The following is a 21,994-nucleotide window of genomic DNA, read 5'->3' as shown; positions in this document are numbered from 1 at the left end:
CGGGGGCCGGGGCGAGCCTCGTTCTCAGGCGACCGGGCTGATCACCACCGCCGTGCCGTAGGCGCAGATCTCGGTGCCCAGATCGGCGGCCTCGGTTGCTGGAACACCCCCGCACCTCCTCTGACGTGCGGGGATCCAGCGACGCGCGGAGACTGAGAGCATGGCCGAGGAAATCGACCTGTACCTACGGAAGTCCAAGGTCGTTCGGGAGCGCGAAGCCCGCGACCTGCTGTCCGTGCAGGCACAGGAGGATCGGGGTCGCCGCTGGGCGGATGACCACGGGTACACGGTCCGGCGGGTGTGGGTGGACAACCTGTCGGCGTGGTCGGACATCAAGCGGCCGGAGTTCGACAAGGCCCTGTCGGCGCTGCGAGCGGACGACGTTCCTGCCCTGTGGTGCTACGCCATGGACCGGTGGTCCCGGAAGGGTGCCGGGGACGTGGTGCCGATTCTGGACGCCGGTAAGCGGCTGATCTTCGACTATGAGCGGCTGGACTCCGCCGAGCCCCGCGATCGGCGGAGGATCATCGACTCTGCCGAGCAGGCCCGCGAGTATTCCGACCGGCTGAGCTACAACGTCCGGGACACGAAGGCCACACAGCGCAACGCTGGCAAGTGGTTGGGGCAGGCACCGTACGGGCTCGACGTGGACCCGAAGACGCGAAAGCTCAAGCCGGGGCAGGCTGATCTCTGGGCGACGGTCCTGAGGCTGTTCGAGACCATCGCCGACGGCAAGTCTGGTCGGGCGACGGCGCGGGAGATGAACGCCGCTGACACATGGGCGAGTCGGCCCGCGCGCGGTGGTCAGTGGTCGGTGTCGTCCATCCACCGGATCATCTACAACCCCGCCTATCAGGGATGGCAGGTGACGAACCGCAAGGGTGTGCCGGGCCACGCGGTCGAATACCGCGACGCGGCCGGGGACCGGGTGTCGGTGGTGGCCGAGGGTGTTGAGCTGGTCTCGCAGGACCTCGCCGATCGGGCGCGCCGGGCGCTGGCAGGCCACGTGATGCCGATCCGTGGGCAGGGCGCGAAGCAGGGGACCGCGCGGCATCTGCTCACTGACCTTGCCGAGTGCGGCGGTTGTGGCGGGGCTGCGCCGTCCACCGGCCGCAGTCACGTCTGTTCCTGGCATACGCAGGGCAAGCTTTGCCCAGCCCCGGTGTCAGTGAGCCGCCCGCCGCTGGAGGAGTTCGTCACTCGGATGTGGCTCGCCCGGCTGACCACGGCGGACCCGGCGGAAGATTTCAAGTCCAGTGAGACGGTCGTGACGTTATGAGGTTTGTGGTGCGGGTTCCCTGCGCTTGGCGGGGTCGTTGATCCATGCCGTCTTCGGGATCTCGGGTGGTCTGGGACGGCGGCCGAAGCGTTCGGGGTGGCGCGCGTAGGCCTCGGCGAGGGTGACGGACCGCTGGTCGCGGATCTCCTCCGCCGTGCCGAAGTGGACGCTGGCGGGCGTGTGAAGTCCGATACCCGAGTGCCTGTGCTCGTGGTTGTAGTACGAGATGAAGGCGTCGAACCATTCGCGGGCATGGGCCAGGGAGTCGAACCGCTCGGGGTAGTCGGACATGTACTTGGTGGTCTTGAACTGGGCCTCGCTGTAAGGGTTGTCGTTGGAGACCTTCGGACGCGAGTGACTCCGGGTGACGCCGAGGTCGATCAGCAGCTGGGAGACCTTCTTGGAGGTCATCGAGGTGCCCCGGTCGGCGTGCACGGTCTCGGGGACGATGCCGTTGCGCGCGATGGTCTCGCGGATCAACTCCTCCGCCCGCTCGGCTGATTCGGCCAGTTCGACGGTGTGGCCGACGATGTAGCGGCTGAAGATGTCGATGATCACGTAGGCGTGGTACCAGATGCCCTTCCTGGGGCCGGCAGCTTTGGTGATGTCCCAGGTGAACACCTGGGAGGGGCCGTCGGCGACCAGTTCGGGCACCGTCTTGGCCGGGTGGGTGGCCTGGCGGCGGCGCTCACCGGACTGCCCCCGCTCACGCAGGATCCGGTACATCGTGGAGACCGAGCAGTGGTAGCGCCCGGTGTCCAGCTCACGGGCCCAGATCTGCGCGGGCGCCAGTTCGGCGTACTCGGGGCTGTTCATCAACTCCAGTACCGCAGTGCGCTCTTCGGCTGTCAGGGCCGATGGCTGGACCTGGGGCGACCTGGGCTTGCGTGCGGGCGTCGGCTGAAGCCTGCGGTAGTGGGTGGCCCGGGAGCGGCCGGTCAGCCGGCATGCGGCCGTGGTGCCGAGCTCGTGTTCGACGGCGGTGAACGCCTCGTCCACGACGGGGTCCGCGGCGTGCTTCAGTCCGCGCTCTCGGAGATCATTTCCAAGAGCGCCGACGCTTTTCCCAGGACCTCCAACGCTGCCTTGTTCCGGGCGAGCTCCCTCTCCAGCCGTTCCACCTGCCGGCGCAGCTTCTCGTTCTCGACCTCGGTGGCGGACTTCTTCGGGCGGGCCGGGCTGGTGCGGTGGTCGACCAGGTTCTCCAGGGCCCCGGCATCGCGCGCGGCCCGCCACTCGGTGACGTGCGAGTGGTACAGGCGCTCGCGGCGCAGAACCGCACCCTTCTCGTTCTTGGGCGCGGCGTCGTACTCGGCGACGATCCGCAGCTTGTACTCGGGACTGAACGTGCGGCGCTTCGGCCTGGGAGCCGGGTCGGCAGCGGACGGATTGGTGCTGGTCATCAGGGATGGAACTCCTACTCGGGCCCTCTCAGGCTAACCCGACAAAGCGGGACGTCTCACCCAAGGCTGACAGAGAGGGCGGAGAACCCGGATGACCTGGAGTTGCTGGCCGTCGTGGCGCAACGCTGGGCGGCTCACCAGCACCCGGATGAGACGCGGGAGCTGGACGAGGCCAGAGGCGCGTTGAAAGCCGCCGAGGCGGGCGTACAGCGGCTCGCGGAAGCGCACGCAGCGGGGCTCTACAGCGGCGCGATGGGGAAGCACCTCCCCCGACTGGTTGCCGAGGCCGAGGCCCGGTTGGTCACAGCGCAGGAGCGGGTTACGGAGCTTTCGGGCGGCGGGCCGCTGGAGATCGGGTTCCTGCTGGAGCACCGGTGGGCGCGGGAGGCGTGGGAGGCTGCCGACTTGCCGCTTCGGCGGGACCTGCTCCGGCTGGCCATTGACCGTGTGGTGATCACCAAGGGTGTCCGGGGTGTCCGGGGGTTCGACGGCCACAAGCGCGTGTCGATCAAGTGGGCCGAACTGGCTGCCGCCTGAGGGGTGCCCGACAGGCCGTCTGCCGACTCCGGCGGGCGGCCCGCTGTCGTTGTAGGAAACCTCCCAGCCGGCGGCTGGGGTGGCGGCCCGGGATTGAGCGGCTGTGTGCTCCAGGGCTTGTAGGGCTTCCACAGGATGCGCGGTTATCGGCGGACCTGCTGGAGATGGTGTGGCAGAAGCCGCGAGGGTGGGAGTAGAAGGAGGAGGGCACGCGCGACCCTGACGCTTGTTAACCGCCCCGGCTCAATATGTGTGGAGACGTTCTCTGTCATGAGAAGACGGGACGGCGTTAGAGCGTTGTGGTGAACCGCTCTGTAGCTCGATGAGCTGCGGTTTCCTCAGCACGGTGGTGTGTGGATGGCTTCTTCAGGGCAGCCAGCTGACGGTTGGTTGGGTCGGTGGTGGAGGTGTCGTTCGTGCCGTCGGTGATTGCGTTGCTGGAGCGTCGTGAGGCGCGGGCCCGGGAAGAGTTGGATGCCTGGCAGGAGCTGCTGCGCGAGGCCCAGGAGCAGGTGGCTGTCCATCAGGAGCGGTTGGAGTGTGCGCGGATCGGCCGGGAGGAGGTGCTGCGTGCGCTGGCGGAGGAGGCCGAGGCCGTGATGGTGCAGCCGCTGACTGCGGTGACGCCCACCGCTCGCGCGCTGGCGCCGGTGACGGCACCGCAAGTGCCGCCGCAGCCGCCGCACGAGGCGGGGGACGGCGTGCCGGAGCCGGCAGTGCCCGCGGTGCCTTCGGTCCTGCGGACGGGTTACGATCCGCGGCCGCCTGCGTGGCAGCCGGGCCTGGGCGTGGAGGTGCTGGCCGGGGCCTATCGGCAGGTCTTCGATGTGGTCGCGGGTGCGGGTGCCCCGGTGGCGGTCAAGGCGTTGACTGTCGCGCTGGGGCGGGACGCAGAGCGGCTGAAGGAGATCGAGAAGGTCCGTCACCGGGCCTATGCGCTGCAGGCCAGGGGCTGGCTGGGGCGGGTGCCGGGCGGGTTGTTCATCCCCGCGCCGGGCCCGGCGCGGGGAGCCGGTGCGGGCGGAACTCGGGCCAGTGCAGGCGCTGGCGGGCCATCCGCCGGCCGAGGGTGATCGAGGCGGCCCACCACACCATCTGCACGTGGTGGTCGTCGCGGCGCTCGTGGTCGCGGTTCAGGCGCCGCGAGCGCGAGAGCCAGCCGAGCGTGCGCTCCACCACCCACCTGCGCGCCAGTACCCTGAACCCCTTGGTTCCGTCGGTGCGCTTGACCACCTCCACTCTCACCCCGTGCGCGGCGAAGGCGTCGGCCAGTTCCTGGCCCTGGTAGGCGGAGTCCGTCCACACGAGTTCGAGCAGCCGTCCGGGCTCGGCCATGAATGCCTCGAGCAACTCCGGGGCGGCCTTGGAGTCGTGCACGTTGGCCGCGGTGACGGTGACCTCCAGCAGCAGTCCGCCGGTGTCGGTCAGGACGTGGCGCTTGCGCCCGTCGCGCAGCTTGCCGCCGTCGAAGCCGCGTGAGGTGGCCGGACAGGTCTCCGAGCCGTCCACGGACTGAGAGTCGATGATGCCCGCGCTCGGCTCCGTCGCCTTGCCCTGCTTCTTGCGCTCGGTGCGGCGCAAGCGCTGGTAGAGCTCGCGGATGTAGCCGTGGCGGCGCCAGCGGCGGAAGAAGTCGTACACCGCCCGCCAGAAGGGGTAGTCCGCAGGTAGATTGCGCCACTTGACGCCATTGTCGACCAGATAGCGCACCGCGTCGATCACCCCCCGGTGGCAGTGCGCCTCAGGGCGTCCGCCCTTCCCCTCCAGCCAGGCGGGCATCGGCATCGCGCCGCGGATCACCGCCCATTCGGCGTCCGTCATGTCGCTGTCGTAGCGCGGCGCGCGGTGCCCCTCCCCGATCGCCCCGTACAGGTGCACGTAGCAGTCACACCCCGGAGTGAGCGCAGTGGACTCGCCGGCACCGGGAGTGCTGAACTGGTTGGGCAACGGGCCTCCTCGGGCGAAAGCGGTCTCGACAACCAGCTCTCTACCAAGGGGCCCGTTGCTTCACGCCCAAGCGGTCACGGGCACCTGCGTGCGAACGCTCACCCTCCCCACCTGCAAACCTCGAACGCCGCACGGTTCACCACAACGCTCTTAACCGGACTGCCTGAACATATGTGCAGAGATGCAGGCGCGCGGTGCCTTTGGCTGCATCTGTGAGAGACCCCGGCCGTGTGCCGGGGTCTCTTGCTTTTGCCTCGGGATTCGCCCGCAGGCGAGAGGGGCGGTTGCGCCTGCACCTGTTCATGATCACCGCGTTTCGTCGGGGGGAGGAGTGCCGGACATGGAGACCATCACGGCTCGGTGCCGGGTGTGCGGGGTGCGGCCCCGGGCCCGGGACGGCCCGCAGGCGGTCTGTGCGGACGACCGCTGCCGCAGGGCGTTCGCCCTGGCACAGGAGTCCCAGCGCGCGGCGCTGAGAGAGCTTGCGGACCCCGCGCTGTGCGGTGAGTGCGGCGAGCCGTCGGGCAGGCGGCCCGCCCTCGCCGGGCAGGTCACCTACTGCGAACGGTGCGCGGCCGACCGCAGGGCGCGCCGCCGTGAGGACGCCCGCCGCGCCGAACTACTGGAGCGCACCGCACAGGGCCCCCGGCCATGCCACAACCCCCGGTGCACGGGCGTCGTGGACGCGCTGGCGGACCCCCGCAGGCGCTACTGCTCCGAGAAGTGCTCCCGCGCGGCCGAGCACGCCCGCCGCAAGGCCCGGCAGGCCGGTAGAGATCAAGGCGAGAAGCCCCGCCCATGCCGACGCTGCCGCTTCCGCAAGGAGGTGATGCAGTTCCCGGACGGCGTCTGCCAAGCCTGCCAGGCCGAGCAGCGCCGCCGCCTCAAGGACCGCCGAGAGTCGATCCGCCGGAAGGTGTCCGAGCGCCACGGCGACCGCTGCGCGTACTGCCCGCCCGCACTGGCCACGCCGGGCGAAGTCCTGGACCACGTCGTGCCGGTGGCGCGCGGCGGGCGCACGGAGATCGCCAATCTCCGCTGGGCCTGCCGGGACTGCAACACCGACAAGGGCGACATGCTGCTGACCGAGTGGATCTCACCCCGCGAACGCCTGACCCCACCTCAGATTCGGGGGGATGTCGTGACGTGCGCAAACCCCCCGACCCTCTGAGTCCAGGGAGGGGGCCGCACCCCGCCCCGACCCCGCCGAGCCCCTTGCCGCAGCGGCCCGAGCCGTCTCCCGACCCCGGACCATGATCACCAGATTCGGGGCAGACGAGCCTGCCAGCGTGCCGTTTCACCCCGAACCCCCTGGTGATCATGAACCCCGTCACCCGACCGAATGAAGGACCCCCAGCCGTGATCCACCCCTTCTCACTCTCCGCCCGCCGCAAGGCCCTGGACCTGTCCGTAGCCGAGGTCGCCGACCGCGTCGGCGTCCACGTCGCCACCGTCTACGCCTGGGAGGCCGAGGACAAGACCCCGACCCCCGCCCACTACCTCACGTGGTGCAACGCGCTCGGACTGACCTACCGCGACGTGGTCAACCACGAAGCGTGGGAGGCCAACCCGGACGCCGAGTTCATGTTCCTCTCCACCCTGCTGCGCCTGCGTCGCGCGGGGGACCAGTACTTCATGAGCGGTGACGCGCGGCTGTTCCGCGCCCCCGACGGCTACCGCCCGCCGACCGCCGCCGACCTGTTCGACGGGCTTCCCGCAGCTTCGGCCGGCTGACCACCCCGACACCCGAACTCCCCAGCCCCGTGACGCAGATGGCCGGGGCTTCTCCGTTCCCGCCGCCGTGGCGGGGCCTCTAGGAAAGGCGCCACGATGCCCAGCAACAACACCTTCGAGATCAACGACGTGGTCGGCGTGAGCCTGGCCCTGATGCGCTCCAACTCCGTACTCGGCGAGTGCGTGATGCGCGACGCCGAGGCAGCGTTCACCGGTGGGCGGGGCGACGTGGTGCGAGTGCGGACCCCCAAGCGCCGCATCGCGCAGAACTTCAACGGCACCACCGTCTACACCAAGGTGGAGGAAGGCCACGTGCTGGTGAAGCTCACCGACGAGCCCACCGACGCCGCAGCGTTCACCACCAAGGACATGACCCTCAGCATCGAGAGCTTCGGGGAGCAGGTCCTCAAGCCGCAGATGGACGCCGTCTCGACCTACGTCGAGAAGGCCGCCGCAGCGCTGCTCAACGCCGCGAGCAAGACCACCGGAGCCCGGGTGATCAAGGCGGACGCCAAGTACGGCGAGGCCGGTCACGTCGTGAAGATGCTCACCGCCGCTGCCGCCGACTTCACCCGCCGCGAGATCCCCGCCGCCGATCGCTTCCTGGCCATCGGCCCGGACGTGCAGAACATCCTGCTGGACGTCGAACAGCTCCAGAAGGTCAACGAGGCGGGCGACCCCCGCGCGCTGCGCAACGCGACCATGGGCGAGCTGTTCGGCTTCCGCGTGGTCGTCTCCCCGTACCTGGACGGCGCGGTGGCCTTCCACAAGACCGCCTACGCCCTCGCTGTGCGCGCCCCCTCCGAGGTCCAGGGCGGAGCCCGCTCCGTCTCCGCCACGGACAACGGCTACGCGCTTCGCGTGACCATGGACTTCGACCCGTCCGTGAAGTCCGAGGTGTCCATCGTGGACACCCTGTGCGGTGTGGCCACCATCGACCCGGCCCGCGCCATCGCCTTCACGGTCACCCCGCCCAAGGCGTGACCCCACCGGGCTGGGACCTTGTCCAGAACCGCCCAAGGTCCCAGCGCCCGGACCTTGTCCAGAAATGGACGAGGCCCCCCGCACCACAGATCCAGGGGCGACCGGGTGTCATTTCTGACAGCCGATTGCCCCTGCTCGAAGACCGGAGAGGCCCGTGCCCACTGACCACCCCACCCCCGCCGAGGCCATCCCTGGGGGCGTCGCCCACCCCGACACCCCCACGCCCGCTGACGCCGCGCCGCCACCCGCACCCGACGCTGAGCCCTCCGGCCGGCCGGAGCCCGAGCCCGACCCACGAGACGCCCGAATCGCCGACCTGGAAGCCGAGTTGACCCACATCCGCGAGGAACACAACGGTGCGGCCATCGAAGCCGACGAGCTGCGCGGCCAGGCCGCCGAGGACGCCCGCCGAGCCGAAGCGGAACAGGTCATCGCCGGGTACTCGCTGCCGCCGTTCGCCGCCGACGCGGCCCGCGCCGCAGCCCCCTTCGTGGACCTGGACGCGCTGTGCCGCAACCTGGCCGAGGCCGCCACCCCGCGTCCGCTGTTCGGCCGGGGCGGACTCGACCCCACAGCCCCCGCCAAGCCCGACCACCAAGCCATCGCCGAACGGCTGCTCCGCCAGGCATGGTGAGCCTGCCAACTGCGGAAAATTCCGCAGTGACCCTGCCAGAGGAATAGCGGGTACAGGCAGTACCCGCAATTAGAGGCACAGGCTGTGGTTCGAAATCCTGCTGGGGCGCGTGTGCGAGGGGCTTCGAAAGGGACAGGCTGTCCCTCCCCGTCAGGGTCAAAGGCTGGAGGCTGTGACCCCCGCGTGGCAGCCGCTCAGGGGCCCGCCGGAGTGCCCCCTTCGAGCTGCCCCGCTAGGCCACGAGGCGGGCGCACGGGGGCCTTTATGGGGTGGCCACGACGGGACAGGCGGTTGGTGGACATGCTGTCCATCAATTCGCTTCCGCTGATGAGGCCGCGCGTGCCGATGCGCGACCGACGCTCAAAGTCGTACGGCCGATCGCAGCACCAAGTGCATCGCGAAGCCGAACGAGCCTTGTGAAAGGTCGAGTTGGCGTCGGCGTTCGCCGAATCGAAGCGCGCGAGACGTGATCGAACGCGAGGTTTCGGCGCTCGTCGGTGCATGACGTCGGTCGCGGCACCCCGGGGGGTGACTCCCCTCTTCGCCTCTCTCCCCTCCGGGGCGTCATAGCAGCCCAGCACCGATGCGCACAGGCACAGACCAACCCTCATGCGCACAGCGTTACAGTCAGCCGCTGATAGTAGTGAAAGGGGTTCCCCTGCACGAGATCATCACCGACCTGCGGGCCGGACTCGCCGCCCTGGAGATCGAGTTGGACCCCCAGGAGGACGCCGCGCTCCGCCTCGCCGAGCACCACCTACGCGACGCCGCCCACTGCGACGAACAGGTCCGCGCGGACGGCCGCCTGATCGCCGGAGGCACCCGCCACGGCGTCATGGTCGCCCACCCCCTGATCGCCGAGGCCCGACAGCTCCGCGCCGAAGCGGGCCGCCTGATCGCCCGCGTCCGCCTCCCCGGCGACGAGCCCCCCGCAGGCAGCTCCAACGCCGCCCGCAGCCTCGCTGCCCACCGCTGGGGCAACCGCATCTGACCGCCCGAGCACACCGGCCCCGGCCGCCCGACGAACTGGGCAGCCGGGGCTTTTCGTGCGTTCTGGGTTGGTTACCCTCTGCTCGGCCGGCGGCGGACGCTGCGTGACTCTGGCGGGGCGTCAGGCTGCGAGGGCTACGCCAGAGGCTGAGTATCCATCGGCACCCTTGACGCACATCGCTCCGAAGGGTGAGTGTCGTGCATGCCAGTGCAACTGACTCGACAGGGGTGGGGACCATGAAGCTAACGTTCATCGGCATTGATCCCAACACGGACACGGACCAGAGCCCTACCGTGTGGGTGGACGAGGAAGCCGAAGACCTGGTGTTTCAGTCGTACGTGGCCGACGCCGAGACCGTCGCCACATGCTCTGAGACCCAGATCCCCGGCCACTCGTCCGGGTGCCCCGAGGGTGAGGGCATCTTCCGTGTTCCGTTCCGCATGGTGCCGATGATCCGAAAGGCTTGTGATGTCGCAGAGCGTGCCCACCGTCGCCGACTTGATGAGGGTGGCGAAGACGTCCGCAGTTCATCTTGAGCTGCACGACAGCTACGGGATCGCGCGGGAGACGGAGGCTCTGCGGACGTGGAGGGAGACGGGCACGCGCAACGTTGACCCCACGTCGGACCACTGGCGGACGTGGGTGGAGTTGATCCGCGAGACGACCGGCCGAGGGGTGGTCGTCCGCCGCGCGCGGATCGTCTCGGAGCCCGTCTCCGAGTACATCCGATACGAGCACGCTGGAACGTCGGTGGTGGTCGGCGCGGGAGAGGAGGTTCGCTGGCTGCCGCGCCGATTGGCGTCGCCGCTCACACTGCCCGGCAATGACTTCTGGCTGTTCGACAGCCGGATCGTGCGGTTCAACCACTTCACGGGCGACGGGGCCAGCGCTGACCCGGAGTACACCGAGGCCCCTGCCGTTGCGGCGCTGTGCGCGTCGGCGTTCGCAGCTGTCTGGGACCTGGCGACGCCTCACGCCGACTACAAGGTCTGAGGGGCCAGGACAAGCCTGACCATGCCCGCCTCTCCGCTCTCCAGTGCTCAAGAGGCCCGGAAAGCCATCGCCGATGCCTTGGGAGCCATCCGCAGGGACGCTGAACTGTCCGGCCTTGAGCTGGCCCAGCGCTGTGGGTGGCACCCGTCCAAGTCCTCTCGGATCGAGAACGCACGCACCACGCCCTCCGACGCCGATATCCGGGTGTGGTGCGAGGTGTGCGGCGTGCCGGAGCGAGCGCCTGACCTTATCGCCGCGTCCCGGTCGGCCGACTCGATGTATACCGAGTGGAAGCGGCTCCACAGCAGCGGCATGCGCCGTGCGCAGGAAGAGGTGGTGCCGCTCTACGAGCGGACGCGCCTCATGCGGGTCTACTGCTCCACGGTGGTGCCTGGACTGCTTCAAACCCCTGCCTACGCAACGGGATTGCTGGAGGCGATCACTGAGTTCCGGGGCATCCCAAACGACGTGCCAGAAGCCGTAGCGGCTCGTGTGGCGCGATCTCACGTCCTCCGCGAGGGCAATCACCGGTTCGCCCTGCTGGTCGAGCAGGGCGTGTTGCATCACCAGATGGCCGACTCGGACGGCATGGCCGGGCAGCTCGGTCACCTGCTGGCCGTGATCGCTCTGCCGAACGTGTCGCTCGGAGTGGTGCCGCACGCTGGCCGCCGGGAGCTGTGGCCCATGGAGACGTTCTCCATTTTTGATGACGCCCGGGTACAGGTGGAGCTGCTATCCGCGCGCGTGGTCATCACGACGCCCGGCGAGGTTGCCACCTATGCACGGGCGTTCCAAGAGCTGTCTCGGATGGCTGTCTACGGTGCCCAGGCGCGTGCGCTCATCACGTCGGCGATAGCCGCCCTCGGGTGAATCCGTGCAAGGTCGTGCAACTTGCTCGCGGGTCGGTCTGCCCAGTCCCTACCTTCCTGCTAACGGGATTGCAGACGGGATTGCACCGGAGGTAGTGAGCATGAGCAGCCCGAGGACGATGGCCCAGTACCGCGCGGAGCAGCGCACCAAGCCGAGCTCCGGCAACCCCCTGGACGACTACGACCCGACGGCTGTGGAACGCCTGACCGCGAACCTGGGCCCGGGGCACGCCTACGTGAAGCACTGTGAGTGCCCCAGGCACCGAGTGGCAAAGGGGGCGGCGTGATGGGCGGTCAGCCTCAGCTGCCGGCCGACTCGCCCTACTGCGAGCCCGAGGCCGACGAGCAGTCCAGCGACCCGGAGTTCCCCTCCGGCCCCGGAGCGTTGGAGCCTGCCGCCGAGTCGGACACCATGCGGCGGCTGCGTGAGGGCATGGCCCGGCACCGCCACCGCATCTGAGACTCCCGTGCCGGGCCGTGGAAAGGGTCGTCCGGCCTGTCACGGGTTCCAAGCCCCCGCCCTGTCATCTCTGGGGATGTGACAGGCGGGTTGCAAGCGCCAATCACTTCGACGCACGGAGGTACGCACCATGAGCGAAACCATCAAGCCTGTGTCGGCGGGCACGGACCCGCGCACCCTCATCCGCCCGGAGGTCCGCGCCCTGATCATCACCACGATGCGGGCGCAGCACCCGGCGGTGACCGAGGAGCGTGCGGAACTGGGAGTTGGTCAGATGGCGGCGTTCCTGACCGCCTGTGCCACCAGCGACCGGCCGCTGAGCCCGTCGCCGGAGGTGGATGACTACTGGCACGCGTTCGTGCTCAACACCGAGGCTTACATGACGTGGTGTACGTCCTCGTTCGGCAAGATGGTGCACCACAAGCCGGGCTACCTGGACCCGGAGGAGCACGGCGGAGGCAAGGTGCTGCGGGCCCGCGCCATCGACGCCATCGCGGAGTTGGGGTTCCTGCTCGAACCGGACTTCTGGCCGGAGATCGAGTTGGCGGACTGCTCGCAGTGCCACGCCAACTGCTCCGACAGCCCGTTCACGGGCAAGAGGGGCTGACCTAGCAAGCCCGGCCGGTGCCCCGTAGCGGGGCACCGGCCTTCCCTGTTCAGGCAAAGGATCATCAGTGTCGTCGCAACGAACCGACTGGGCCGGACTCCCCGAAGAAGCGCGGGAGGCGGTGCAGAACCACACGGGTCAGGTACTCGGCGCGCGGAGCGCGGAGATGGGGGTCATGTCCGCTTTCGCCAGCATGTTGGACACCCGAACCGGTCCCGTCTTCGTGAAGGCCACCCCGGCGGACAGTCCTACGGCGTGGGTCTACCGGCACGAGGCGCGGGTGACCGCCGCAGCTCCGCTGGCCCCGCCGTTGCTCTGGCAGGCCGAGGGCGGGGGCTGGCTGCTCTACGGGTACGGCGCGCTCGCGGGAAGGCACCCCAGCTTCGCCCCCGACTCGCCGGACCTGCGCCCGCTTGCCTACGCGCTCTCGATCGTGTCGGGGCACCCCTGGCCCGTCGAGGTCAGTAAGAAGCCGCTGAGTGACCGCCTGGCCCGGTTCGTGCCCCCTGGCGGTGAGGGGGCCCTGGACGGGCGCACGCTCGCTCACACCGATGCGGGGGAGTTCAATCTCCTGGTGACCGGCTCCGGTGTCCGGCTGATCGACTGGGCCCTGTCCTGCCCGGGGCCGGAGTGGACGGACGCGGCCTTGTGGGTGCCCCGGCTGATCGCAGCGGGGCACCCGCCGGAGCAGGCTCACGAGGTGGCCCGGCACGTCCCGGCCTACCGCGACGCGGACCCGGAGCGGCTGGGGATCTTCGCCCGGACCATCCACGCGTTCTGGGCAAGCCGTACTGCTGAGGACCCGTTGCCGCAGCGCGTGCGGCTCACGGAGGCGGCGGAGCGGTGGGCGCGGGCTTTCCACCTGCGTGGGTGAGAGACAGGCCGCGTTTCCGCAGCTCAGATAAGATGCACAGGTGTTCCGGCGGCCTCGGTGACGTCGAAGCGCATCATCAGCACCGCGTTCGCGCCCCGCGCCTTGGCCTGCTCGACCAGCCGCTCCATCGCCTGGTTGCGGCTCTCCACCAGCGTCTTGGTCAGCCCGCGCAGCTCGCCGCCCAGCATCGACTTGAACGAGGCGCCGATCTGCGTGCCGAGGTGCCGACTGCGCACGGTCAGCCCGAACACCTCCCCGATCACCCGGTCCACCCGGTACCCGGGCGCGTCGTTGGTGGTCACCACCAGGACGTCCGCGTTCGCTCCGGGGCCGCCACCGTACTCATCAAGGTTGCTCATCCCCCCATCCTGCGCGCCCACCGGCGCCGAGTCCGGCAACCGCGCCCGAAAACCTGGGGCCGCACCGGTGAGCGGCGCCGCGAAAAGCCGTACCGTAGGCGCATGGGCGAGCGACGTGATCATCCGCAGGGACCAGGCGCGACGGACAATCCGGGGGCACTGGAGGTCGAGGCGACCGTGGTGCTCGGGATCCGGGTGACCGACTGGCCGGCGCTACGGGCCGCGGCACTGGCTGCCGTCGAGGAGCTGGAGTTCGCCGGGATCGACCCCGCGGCCCAGCGCTCGGAGCTGCTGCGCGAGGTCGCCGAGGACCCGCACGCCGCGCTCGGCGCCCTGCTGCACCCGGACCGGTTGATCGGCGCGCTGCCCGGCATCGAGGCGATGGGCGGCACCCTGGAGATCAGCACCACCGAGGACTTCGCCCCCGATTTCGCCGACCTCTTCCCGCTGGACGGCGAGGACGGCGAGGCGGGCGACTGGACCCTCACCCCGCGCACCGCCTGCCTGCTGCACACCCAGCTGCTCGCGCTCGCCGACGCCGCCTACGACGACCTGGACGAGCACGGCGACGAACCGGTCACCGACGAGGACGACCAGGACTGGGCGATCTTCGCCCGCCTGCCCCAGCGCAGCTGGCACATGCACCGGTCCTGGCGCCGCGCCATGGCCCGCGCCTTCGACGACCTGGCCGAGGACCTCGGCCTCGGCGAGTGGCCGCTGCCGCGCTGCCCCGGCGAGGAGTTGGCCCTGCGCCTGGCCCTCGCCGACGCCCGCGCCCTGCTCGGCGCCCAGCCCCAGGCGGTGGCCGACCTGATGGGCGACCTGCCCGCCGACCTCTACGACTACGACTGGGAAGGCTGCGCCGACGAGCTGCTCGGCGTCTACGACATGGCCGGCCAGGAGGCGGAGGAGGACAGCGAGGTCCGACTGGACGCCCTGCTCGCCGCCACCCACCCGGAGGGCTGGTTCCTCGGCTACGAGGAGGCGGAGGAGCGCGAGACGGGGCGGGGGTACCGGCGGTAGGGGGCGCTCCAGTTGGCCCGTGAGTCGCTTACGAGATCTGATCCGGGTCCAGCGGGTCATTGCCGCGTGTCCTCCTCTCCATCATCAAGTGCTCAAGCCGCACGGGCCGTACGGGCCGCCCTGGCCGTGCGGCTGAGCGAGCTTCAGCGTGAGGTCGGCCTGACTGGCCGTGAACCGGCTTCACTGTGCGGCTGGAGTGAGTCCAGGTCCTCGCGGATCGCCAGCGGGAACACGGCTCCGTCCGATGCTGATATTCGCGCCTGGTGCAAAGCATGCGGAGCCGAAGAACAGGCCATCGACCTTGTCGCGGCGAATCGCAACGTTCACGATCTTCGATGACCAGCGCGTCAACGTCGAACTCCTATCAGCAGCAGTAACGGTGACGGCCCCGAGGGAGATCGCCGACTACCTCAAGGCGTTCACGGAACTGTCCAAGCAGGCGGTATACGGGGGAGCTGCTCGGCCTCTGATCGCAGCAGCGATAGACGCCCTCGGGTGAAAGGCTGCAAGCTGCTGCGAGTTCGTGGCGGCCGCTGTCCGGTCTTCTCTACCTTCCTGCCGACGGCGTCCCAGTCGCAGACGCGACGCAGCGGAGGCAGCGCGCATGAGTACCTCGACCACGACGGGGCGTGACCGCACGCCCACCAGCACCGCGCAGCAAGAGCATGACGCGGCCGCCGGACGGGTGGCCGAGGTCGTTGATGTTCAGTCAGACCCTGGAGGGGTGACTCCCCAGTGGGTCGATTCACTGACCGGGACGTGAATGCGCCTCGGATCGGTTGTGCGATCGGGGACCCCCCTTTGGCGGGCCTGAAATGCGCGCTGACCTGAGGTGCGTGGCTCTCTGCCTAATCTGCGGTGTGACCCGGACCCCCGGCGCGGTGCTGCGCGTGGACCTCGGGTTTCTCGACCGCATCCCGCGCGTGATCTTCACCGAGGATGGCGGCCTGGTACCCGCGCTGGCCGAGATGAAGCCGACGCTTCTGCCGCTGCTGGAGGCGGTCCACGTCGCCGACGAGCGGCGCGGCAAGGGGGTGGGGATGCGCCTGGCCGTCACCGCGCTCCGTCGGCTGGCCGTCCCCGGGACGGTGGCCGTCTGCTACCCGGCCCCCCTTCACGACCACGGCCCGGACGAGCCGTGCGCCTACGAGTCGGACGACCCCGAGGTGCCTGCGCGCTTCCCCAGTGGCGCGCGGGCGGGGCTCCACGCTGCCCCTGGGCCGCACGAAGCCCGCCGGTAGCCTGTCCCGGTGACCTCATCATCCGAGCCCTTCGACGCCCCCAGCCCCGCCGACGCACCCGCGGACCGCGATGCCAACCCGCAGTTCGTGCTGCCCTTGGTGCTGCACCTGGAGAAGACCGACCCGCCGAGGCGGACCGATGCGCTGGAGACGTCGGCACGTGCTGTGCTCACGCTGCTCGCCGATCCGCGAGTGACCGCCGAGGACGGCGAGTGGGCCGAGCTGGTGCATGCGTGGGAGGACGCCCGGATTCGGAAGGTGGTCCGGCGGGCCCGGGGCGGCGAGTGGCGCAAGGCGGCCGAGCTGCCCGGCATCACCGTGATCGGGAAGCAGGCCGAGGTGCGGGTGTACCCGCCGGTGCCGCTGGACGGCTGGCCGAAGGAGCTGGCCAAGCTCCAGGTGGCAGGGCTTGAGTTGACCGACGATCCCCAAGACGCACCCCACCCGAACCCCCAGGTCTCCGGCACCGAGCTGAGCGATCCCGAGGGCGCCGGCCTCGCCGCTCCCGCCGAGGGCGTGCCGGTGCTCTGGATCAACCCCGAGCTGGAGATGAGCGCCGGCAAGACGATGGCGCAGACCGGCCACGCGGCCCAGCTGGCCTGGTGGCAGCTCGACCGGGCGCAGCGCGAGGAGTGGGCCCGGAGCGGCTTCGCGCTGGCGGTGCGCACCGCCGACCCGGCCCGCTGGAGCGAGCTGACCAGCGGCGGGCTGCCGCTGGTGCGCGACGCGGGCTTCACCGAGATCTCCCCCGGGCTGACTGTCGCGGTGGAAGGAGGCACGCGCTACTGCCCCACCCCGCGCCTGCGACGCCCGTGAACGCATCGCGCTGACCCCAACGCGGCAGCGTGGTGGGTGAGGAGCGCGTTCCCGGCAGTCGCATAGCGCTCCCTCTACCTGGCAAGACGGGTAGGTGTCCCCGCAGCGGTGCGAAACCAGCCGCCGTTGCCACTGGGATGGGTAGGGGCGCGAGACCGCAGATCGTGGCCCACAGGTGTGGCGCCGTGCACGTGGACCGACCGGCCACACGCACGGCGCCACGCCGGCTGACAAGAATCGCATTCTTCCAAGGCAGGACCGCCACTTTGTCGTCGACAGCGATCAGTTAGCGCCAGGGTTCATTGGGATGGGCCACCGCGAAGGCATCCATCGGACCGAGGTCGAAGTCCGGTCCGGCCGTGATGTCGCGGTCCGGGCCAATGACAGACATCGTCCATCGCCCGCGGATACCGCGAGCGTGTCTTAGCTTGTTCTTTAACCTCTGCCTGTGGTCGGCCCCATGGCTGACCAAGGGTTTTCGTGTTCGCAGGACAGCTGGAGGATGTCCGCGTGATCATGTGCTCGGCCGCAAGGCACGATGACAAACTGAGGATGAGTGTGCTGGAGAGTGCCGAGCGTGCCGGGGCACTGAGCTTGATGTCCGATTTCGTGCGGGCTTTTATGATGCCTCACTGCCCGGGCGGACGCACTGTTCGAGCTGACCGATGCCATGCTCTGCGCCGACGGACCGGTGAAGACTCTGGTTGAACCGCCCCGGGTTCGGTGGGGACTCGATTTCGTGTAAGGATTCGAGTCATGGCACGTCCTTCCTCCTACCCGCCTGAGCTGCGCCGTCGTGCGGTGCGCATGGTCGCCGAGGTCCTCGGTGACCACCCGAACGAGTCGGCCGCATTGCGGGCCGTCGCGGAGAAGCTGGGCATCGGCTCCGCCGAGACGCTGCGCAACTGGGTGCGCCGGGACCAGGTTGACTCCGGGCAGCGTCCGGGGACGACCACGGAGGAGTCCGCGCAGATCAAAGCGATGAAGAAGGAGATCGCCGAACTCAAGCGCGCCAACGACATCCTCAAGGCCGCGGCGAGTTTCTTCGCGGCCGAGCTCGACCGGCCACACCTTCGCTCGTAGCGTTCGTCGACGAGCACCGGGACCGCTTCGGCGGCGTCGAGCCGATCTGCCTCGTACTCACCGAGCACGGCTGCAGCATCGCCCCCTCCACCTACTACGCCCACAAGAAGCGTGTGGCCTCGCCATCCGCCCGCACCGTGCGCGACAAGGAACTCAAGGAGCTAATCCAGGAGGTCTACCACGCCAACTACCGCGTGTACGGGGCCCGGAAGGTCTGGCGCGAGCTGGCCCGGCAGGGCCACGCGGTGGCCCGATGCACCGTCGAGCGACTGATGCGCGAGCTCGGCATCGCCGGCGCGGTGCGCGGCAAGAAGGTGGTCACCACCGTCGCCGACCCGGGCGCCGAGCGTGCCCCGGACCTGGTGGACCGCAAGTTCGTCGCCACCGCGCCGAACCGCTGCTGGGTCGCCGACTTCACGCACATCGCCACCTGGGCCGGAGTCGTCTACGTCGCCTTCGTCGTGGACACCTTCTCCCGCCGCATCGTCGGCTGGTCAGCTTCGACGTCCAAAGAAACCCAACTCGTCCTCGACGCACTGGACATGGGCCTGTGGCAGCGCGACCGTGAGGGCCGCCCGCCCGCGCCGAAGGAACTCGTGCACCACTCGGACGCGGGTTCGCAATATACGTCGTTCAAGCTCGCCGAACACCTCGACAAGGCCCAGATCGCGGCCTCGATCGGCTCTGTCGGCGACGCCTACGACAACGCGCTCATGGAGTCCACGATCGGCCTCTACAAGACCGAGGTCATCAAGCCCCAGCGACCCTGGAGGACCCTCTCCCACGTCGAGCTGGCCACCGCCGAGTGGGTCGACTGGTACAACCACCGCAGACTCCACGGAGAGATAGGCCACATCCCGCCCATCGAGTACGAAGCCAACTACTACCTGGCAACCGCAAAACCCCTGGTCACAATCACCATCTGAGCTCTCCACCGAACCCGGGGCGGTTCAATCCTCCAGGCCGCTGAATTACGCGGAACGCAGGTATGAGTTTCCCTCTCGGCCCGCCCGTAGGCGAGGCGTTGGGTGTGTTGTCCCGCTTTCGGGTTGAGTTCTACGACTGTCTGTACACCCGTGCCGACGTGCTCTTCGAGCTGACGGACGCGGTGCTGTGCGCGGACGGGCCGGTGAAGACGCTGGTCGAGTTGTCGCTCGCCCTTGAGCACCGGCGCGGGCACGGTGCGATGTACCAGGCGCTGGACCGGGGCTGGCTGGAGCCGACGCGGCTGCGTCGCACCCTGGCCGGTCTCCCGCTGCCACGGCTCGCGGACGGGCGCATCGGCCTGGCGGTGGACGTCTCCAACTGGCTCCGCCCCGACGCTCCGACCAGCGACGAGCGCCTGTTCTGCCACGTCTACGGCCGCGGCCGGAGCGCGGACCAGTTCGTCCCCGGCTGGCCGTACTCCTTCGTCGCGGCCCTGGAGTTCCGGGCGCACGTCCTGGGTCGGGCTGCTGGACGCGGTCCGGCTGGGACCCGCCGACGACGCGACCGCCGTCACCGCGGCCCAACTGCGCGAGGTCGTCGACCGCATCATCGCGGCAGGCCATTGGCGCCGGGGCGATCCGGACATCCTCATCGTGATGGACGCCGGCTACGACGTGACCCGCCTGGCCTACGTGCTCGCGGACCTGCCGGTCGAGGTGATCGGCCGGCTGCGCTCGGACCGGGTCATGCTCCGCGACCCGGGTGAGGCCCGCTCCGGCCCCAAGGGTGGGCGTCCGCGCCGGCACGGCGGCGTCTTCACCTTCGCCAAGCCCGACAGCTGGCACGATCCTGAGGTCACCACCAGCACGGACACCACCCGCTACGGGAAGGCCGAGGCCCGCGCGTGGGACCGGATGCACCAGCGGCTGCAAAAGCGCGGCCCGTGGCTGGACCACGAGGGTGAAATCCCGTTGATCCGCGGCACGTTGATCCGTCTCAAGGTCGACCACCTGCCCGGGGACAGGGTCGCGAGACCGCTATGGCTGTGGTCCTCCGCCGTTGGCATCGACGCGGAACACCTGGACCGGATCCGGCGCACGTTCCTGCGCAGATTCGACCTTGAACACACCTTCAGGCCGGTCAAGCAGACACTCGGATGGACGACCCCGAAGATCCGCCGCCCCGACACCGCAGACCTCTGGACCTGGCTGATCATCGTCGCGCACACCCAGCTCCGCCTCGCCCGGCCCCTCGCCGAAGACCTGCGCCGGCCCTGGGAGAAGCCCGCGCCGCCGAACAGGCTCACGCTCGCCCGGGTCCGGCGCGGGTTCCGCAACATCCGCGCGAAGACGCCCTGCCCCGCAGCCGTGCCACAACCGGCACACCCAGGCCCCGGCCGCCCACCTGGCACGAAGAATCGCAGGCAGACGCCCCGTTACGACGTCGGGAAGACCATCAAACGCGAACCCACGCTCGAAGGCCACCTCACCAAGATCGCAGCCGCAGCTTAAAAATCAAGCTTACGGCAGCTGAGAGCAGCAGCGGTCTGAAAGATGAGCGCTGAGCCGGATAGGCACTCGTCCGGATATCGAGGCCGTCGGGGACCTGCCGGTCGGTCTTGACGAGGAGCTTCTTGAACTCCGCCGCGCGGTGCCGGCAGTGCAGGGAGCTGATGACTTCGCCGGTGGTGACGTCGAAGGCGGCGAAGAGGGTGGTGAGACCGTGCGCAGGTAGTCGTGGGTGCGGCGCTCGGGCATGCCGGGTCTGCCGCCACCGCGAGGCCATCGTCAACGCCTCGGTCGAGAGGCTGTCGAACGGGCTGATCGAGTCCATCAAAACCAAGACGAGACTGATCATCCGCCGCGGTTTGGGCTTCCGCACCGCCGACGCGGTCATCACCCTCGTCATGCTCACCCTTGGGGGCGAACGCCCGACACCGCCGGGACGCCAACTTCCTCCAACATACCCCGCACATCAGTCAGAAGAGCCCGATTTCAGCTGTTGCCGACATGTCCGGCAATCCGGCGCAACTTCGCCTGACGGTCCCAGATATTCAACGAAGTGAAAGATCGGCAGGGTCTCGGGCGTCAGGCCGGTGACATATGTCCTAAATTATCAGTCTTGATGGGCATTCTTATCCCATCAGGCGGGCCTGCGGTCTTCACTTTATGGTTGACACTCTGTTCGAGTGGCGGCAAAGATGACATCCGTTGCTCGTCGAAAGCAACGATGAGAGAAGCGGATCGGCTCACCTGCTAAGTCTCCTGACGGTCCGTCCGGAATCCGATCCAGGCTGATCCCGGCCGTTGAGGCAGGGGCATTTCCCATGCCACCGCGTCGCGTGACACCCATGGCGTTCTTCGTCATGCCGTCAATTCACTGCTTGGTCGGTCGAGCGCGCACATCGCCAAGGGAACCCGAGGAGATATCGCCATGCCCAGTGCCCCACGCCGACCTGCCGTCATCGCGCTCGCTGTGGTCGTGGCTGCCGTCGCACTCGCGGCGTCCGGGTGCGGTCACGCGTCAGGGCGCCACCGTGCCGCGGTGGAGCTGCCAAGCGTCTCGGCCGTGCCGAAGTCGTCCGTGGCACCTGGAACCACGGACGAGCTCGGGGTCACCAGCAGCGCTGCGCCACAGCGGCTTGCTGCGGCAGCCCAAGTGCCCCCGGGTGCAGCGGTTGGGTCACCCCCGGCGGCTTCCGGCACGCCTCAGAGCCACATCCCTGCGGCGTCTGCCGTACCGACAGCTTCTGTCTCGACCGGACCCTCAACGTCCGCCGGGGCGGCACGTCCTGGCCAGGTTGAGGTCCGACTCGCCGAGCTGCCGGCCACCTTGGTCATTGGAGCCGGCCCCGTCGAGTTCTCCGTCGTGCTCACTGACGACACCGGAAGCGCGGTGCCATCGGTATCGCCGCTGTTCCAGCTGACCGGGAGCGCGGTCACGACCGCCGTCGAGCGCCTTGACCCGGGAACCGGTCGCTGGGTGTCCGCACCAGCATCTGACGTTGGCTCAGCTCCTGTCGGTGCCAACGGAAAGACGCCGTTCAGCATTCCGGCCGGTGGCTCGCTGACGGTCCACTACCGGATCTCGGTGTCGGCCGGGTCACAGCCGCAGGGCCTGCAGTCGTACTTCTACCTCCTCGGGGCTGACGGCAGTCAGCTTGCGGCCCTCTCCCAGTCCGTGCGGGTGGCTGCTGCCTGACTGACCCGCGGACCGGGCCCGTACAAGTCCTC

Annotated in this window: 24 protein-coding genes and 3 pseudogenes; 22 read left to right on the top strand and 5 right to left on the bottom strand. The window is 69.3% G+C overall.

Annotated elements, in window-relative coordinates; genetic code table 11:
• Positions 1 to 160 precede the first annotated feature (160 nt).
• The gene (locus OG455_RS07800; protein ID WP_266291534.1) at positions 161 to 1,279 is read left to right on the top strand and encodes a recombinase family protein; all 1,119 of its coding nucleotides are present in this window, start codon (positions 161 to 163) and stop codon (positions 1,277 to 1,279) included.
• Here OG455_RS07800 and OG455_RS07795 read toward each other — a convergent pair.
• Positions 1,274 to 2,278 (bottom strand): IS3 family transposase, encoded by a 1,005-nt coding sequence (locus tag OG455_RS07795; protein WP_266288800.1) that lies wholly within the window; start codon positions 2,276 to 2,278, stop codon positions 1,274 to 1,276. The two genes, OG455_RS07800 and OG455_RS07795, sit on opposite strands and share 6 nt — an antisense overlap.
• A 20-nt stretch (positions 2,279 to 2,298) precedes the next feature.
• Positions 2,299 to 2,682, bottom strand: a complete 384-nt coding sequence (locus OG455_RS07790) for a hypothetical protein (protein ID WP_266288802.1) — start codon at positions 2,680 to 2,682, stop codon at positions 2,299 to 2,301.
• A 102-nt stretch (positions 2,683 to 2,784) separates the two neighbouring features.
• Here OG455_RS07790 and OG455_RS07785 point away from each other — a divergent pair, with 102 nt between their 5' ends.
• Positions 2,785 to 3,219: a hypothetical protein gene (locus OG455_RS07785; protein WP_266291532.1), complete on the top strand. Its 435-nt coding sequence runs from the start codon at positions 2,785 to 2,787 to the stop codon at positions 3,217 to 3,219.
• Between the two features lie 416 nt (positions 3,220 to 3,635).
• The gene (locus OG455_RS07780; RefSeq protein ID WP_266290265.1) at positions 3,636 to 4,292 is read left to right on the top strand and encodes a hypothetical protein; all 657 of its coding nucleotides are present in this window, start codon (positions 3,636 to 3,638) and stop codon (positions 4,290 to 4,292) included.
• On the opposite strand, the gene OG455_RS07775 is transcribed toward OG455_RS07780, so the two are convergent.
• Positions 4,201 to 5,166 carry an IS5 family transposase gene (locus OG455_RS07775; protein WP_266290267.1) on the bottom strand — a complete coding sequence of 322 codons (966 nt, stop codon included), beginning with the start codon at positions 5,164 to 5,166 and terminating at the stop codon, positions 4,201 to 4,203. The genes OG455_RS07780 and OG455_RS07775 overlap by 92 nt on opposite strands.
• 340 nt (positions 5,167 to 5,506) lie before the next feature.
• Here OG455_RS07775 and OG455_RS07770 point away from each other — a divergent pair, with 340 nt between their 5' ends.
• From OG455_RS07770 to OG455_RS07715, 11 genes are all read left to right on the top strand, one after another.
• Complete coding sequence (locus OG455_RS07770) at positions 5,507 to 6,337, top strand: HNH endonuclease (RefSeq protein ID WP_266291530.1); 831 nt, start codon at positions 5,507 to 5,509, stop codon at positions 6,335 to 6,337.
• Positions 6,338 to 6,525: 188 nt separating this feature from the next.
• Positions 6,526 to 6,900: a helix-turn-helix transcriptional regulator gene (locus OG455_RS07765; protein WP_266291528.1), complete on the top strand. Its 375-nt coding sequence runs from the start codon at positions 6,526 to 6,528 to the stop codon at positions 6,898 to 6,900.
• A gap of 96 nt (positions 6,901 to 6,996) precedes the next feature.
• Positions 6,997 to 7,884 (top strand): P22 phage major capsid protein family protein, encoded by an 888-nt coding sequence (locus OG455_RS07760; protein WP_266291526.1) that lies wholly within the window; start codon positions 6,997 to 6,999, stop codon positions 7,882 to 7,884.
• Positions 7,885 to 8,038: 154 nt separating this feature from the next.
• Complete coding sequence (locus OG455_RS07755; protein WP_266291524.1) at positions 8,039 to 8,518, top strand: hypothetical protein; 480 nt, start codon at positions 8,039 to 8,041, stop codon at positions 8,516 to 8,518.
• A gap of 643 nt (positions 8,519 to 9,161) precedes the next feature.
• A complete protein-coding gene (locus OG455_RS07750) occupies positions 9,162 to 9,509 on the top strand; it encodes a hypothetical protein (RefSeq protein WP_266291522.1) in 348 nt (115 codons plus the stop codon).
• Between the two features lie 468 nt (positions 9,510 to 9,977).
• A complete protein-coding gene (locus OG455_RS07740; RefSeq protein WP_266291520.1) occupies positions 9,978 to 10,502 on the top strand; it encodes a DUF6879 family protein in 525 nt (174 codons plus the stop codon).
• Positions 10,503 to 10,523: 21 nt separating this feature from the next.
• Positions 10,524 to 11,372 carry a helix-turn-helix transcriptional regulator gene (locus tag OG455_RS07735; protein WP_266291518.1) on the top strand — a complete coding sequence of 283 codons (849 nt, stop codon included), beginning with the start codon at positions 10,524 to 10,526 and terminating at the stop codon, positions 11,370 to 11,372.
• A gap of 100 nt (positions 11,373 to 11,472) precedes the next feature.
• Positions 11,473 to 11,658 carry a hypothetical protein gene (locus OG455_RS07730; RefSeq protein ID WP_266291517.1) on the top strand — a complete coding sequence of 62 codons (186 nt, stop codon included), beginning with the start codon at positions 11,473 to 11,475 and terminating at the stop codon, positions 11,656 to 11,658.
• Positions 11,658 to 11,831 (top strand): hypothetical protein, encoded by a 174-nt coding sequence (locus OG455_RS07725; protein WP_266291516.1) that lies wholly within the window; start codon positions 11,658 to 11,660, stop codon positions 11,829 to 11,831. Before OG455_RS07730 ends, OG455_RS07725 begins: the two co-directional genes overlap by 1 nt.
• 130 nt (positions 11,832 to 11,961) lie before the next feature.
• Positions 11,962 to 12,438, top strand: a complete 477-nt coding sequence (locus tag OG455_RS07720; RefSeq protein WP_266291515.1) for a hypothetical protein — start codon at positions 11,962 to 11,964, stop codon at positions 12,436 to 12,438.
• Positions 12,439 to 12,613: 175 nt separating this feature from the next.
• Positions 12,614 to 13,312, top strand: coding sequence for an aminoglycoside phosphotransferase (locus OG455_RS07715; RefSeq protein ID WP_266291514.1), 699 nt, complete (start codon positions 12,614 to 12,616; stop codon positions 13,310 to 13,312).
• A 23-nt stretch (positions 13,313 to 13,335) separates the two neighbouring features.
• Here OG455_RS07715 and OG455_RS07710 read toward each other — a convergent pair whose 3' ends face one another.
• Positions 13,336 to 13,671 carry a YbjQ family protein gene (locus tag OG455_RS07710; protein ID WP_266291513.1) on the bottom strand — a complete coding sequence of 112 codons (336 nt, stop codon included), beginning with the start codon at positions 13,669 to 13,671 and terminating at the stop codon, positions 13,336 to 13,338.
• A gap of 102 nt (positions 13,672 to 13,773) precedes the next feature.
• Between OG455_RS07710 and OG455_RS07705 the strand changes: the two genes are divergently transcribed.
• The 6 genes and pseudogenes from OG455_RS07705 (at position 13,774) to OG455_RS07680 (ending at position 20,272) form a co-directional block, all read left to right on the top strand.
• Positions 13,774 to 14,694 carry a hypothetical protein gene (locus OG455_RS07705; protein ID WP_266291512.1) on the top strand — a complete coding sequence of 307 codons (921 nt, stop codon included), beginning with the start codon at positions 13,774 to 13,776 and terminating at the stop codon, positions 14,692 to 14,694.
• A 66-nt stretch (positions 14,695 to 14,760) separates the two neighbouring features.
• Positions 14,761 to 15,193: pseudogene (locus tag OG455_RS07700) on the top strand (helix-turn-helix domain-containing protein).
• Positions 15,194 to 15,554: 361 nt separating this feature from the next.
• Positions 15,555 to 15,935, top strand: coding sequence for a hypothetical protein (locus tag OG455_RS07695; protein ID WP_266291511.1), 381 nt, complete (start codon positions 15,555 to 15,557; stop codon positions 15,933 to 15,935).
• Between the two features lie 9 nt (positions 15,936 to 15,944).
• Positions 15,945 to 16,751: a peptidyl-tRNA hydrolase gene (locus OG455_RS07690; protein WP_266291510.1), complete on the top strand. Its 807-nt coding sequence runs from the start codon at positions 15,945 to 15,947 to the stop codon at positions 16,749 to 16,751.
• Positions 16,752 to 17,507: 756 nt separating this feature from the next.
• Positions 17,508 to 18,760 (top strand): IS3 family transposase gene (locus OG455_RS07685; RefSeq protein ID WP_266291509.1). Its coding sequence is split into 2 segments (ribosomal slippage): positions 17,508 to 17,787 and positions 17,787 to 18,760, totalling 1,254 coding nucleotides; the frame shifts between segments, so codons are not numbered across the junction.
• Between the two features lie 62 nt (positions 18,761 to 18,822).
• A pseudogene (locus tag OG455_RS07680) lies at positions 18,823 to 20,272 on the top strand (NF041680 family putative transposase).
• A gap of 112 nt (positions 20,273 to 20,384) precedes the next feature.
• Here the strand turns inward: OG455_RS07680 and OG455_RS07675 are convergent.
• A pseudogene (locus OG455_RS07675) lies at positions 20,385 to 20,541 on the bottom strand (IS630 family transposase); the annotation flags it as partial.
• A gap of 3 nt (positions 20,542 to 20,544) precedes the next feature.
• On the opposite strand from OG455_RS07675, the gene OG455_RS42215 reads away from it, so the two are divergent.
• Positions 20,545 to 20,826, top strand: a complete 282-nt coding sequence (locus OG455_RS42215; RefSeq protein ID WP_353963034.1) for a hypothetical protein — start codon at positions 20,545 to 20,547, stop codon at positions 20,824 to 20,826.
• 803 nt (positions 20,827 to 21,629) lie between these two features.
• Entirely contained in the window at positions 21,630 to 21,962 is a 333-nt protein-coding gene (locus tag OG455_RS07670; protein ID WP_266291508.1) for a hypothetical protein, read from the top strand.
• Positions 21,963 to 21,994: the final 32 nt, after the last annotated feature.

The organism is Kitasatospora sp. NBC_01287 (genome assembly GCF_026340565.1).
In the GTDB taxonomy this organism is placed as follows: domain Bacteria; phylum Actinomycetota; class Actinomycetes; order Streptomycetales; family Streptomycetaceae; genus Kitasatospora.
The sequence above is the reverse complement of the archived record's forward strand: the minus strand, read 5'-3'. Positions and strand labels throughout refer to the sequence as shown.

Bases quoted from the DNA above. Each gene is read 5' to 3' on its own strand.
- OG455_RS07800 (WP_266291534.1), top strand. From the start codon at position 161: ATGGCCGAGGAAATCGACCTGTACCTACGGAAGTCCAAGGTCGTTCGG.
- OG455_RS07710 (WP_266291513.1), bottom strand. From the start codon at position 13,671: ATGAGCAACCTTGATGAGTACGGTGGCGGCCCCGGAGCGAACGCGGAC.
- OG455_RS07770 (WP_266291530.1), top strand. From the start codon at position 5,507: ATGGAGACCATCACGGCTCGGTGCCGGGTGTGCGGGGTGCGGCCCCGG.
- OG455_RS07720 (WP_266291515.1), top strand. From the start codon at position 11,962: ATGAGCGAAACCATCAAGCCTGTGTCGGCGGGCACGGACCCGCGCACC.
- OG455_RS07740 (WP_266291520.1), top strand. From the start codon at position 9,978: ATGTCGCAGAGCGTGCCCACCGTCGCCGACTTGATGAGGGTGGCGAAG.
- OG455_RS07735 (WP_266291518.1), top strand. From the start codon at position 10,524: ATGCCCGCCTCTCCGCTCTCCAGTGCTCAAGAGGCCCGGAAAGCCATC.
- OG455_RS07705 (WP_266291512.1), top strand. From the start codon at position 13,774: ATGGGCGAGCGACGTGATCATCCGCAGGGACCAGGCGCGACGGACAAT.
- OG455_RS07790 (WP_266288802.1), bottom strand. From the start codon at position 2,682: ATGACCAGCACCAATCCGTCCGCTGCCGACCCGGCTCCCAGGCCGAAG.
- OG455_RS07760 (WP_266291526.1), top strand. From the start codon at position 6,997: ATGCCCAGCAACAACACCTTCGAGATCAACGACGTGGTCGGCGTGAGC.
- OG455_RS07730 (WP_266291517.1), top strand. From the start codon at position 11,473: ATGAGCAGCCCGAGGACGATGGCCCAGTACCGCGCGGAGCAGCGCACC.
- OG455_RS07715 (WP_266291514.1), top strand. From the start codon at position 12,614: ATGTCCGCTTTCGCCAGCATGTTGGACACCCGAACCGGTCCCGTCTTC.
- OG455_RS07725 (WP_266291516.1), top strand. From the start codon at position 11,658: ATGGGCGGTCAGCCTCAGCTGCCGGCCGACTCGCCCTACTGCGAGCCC.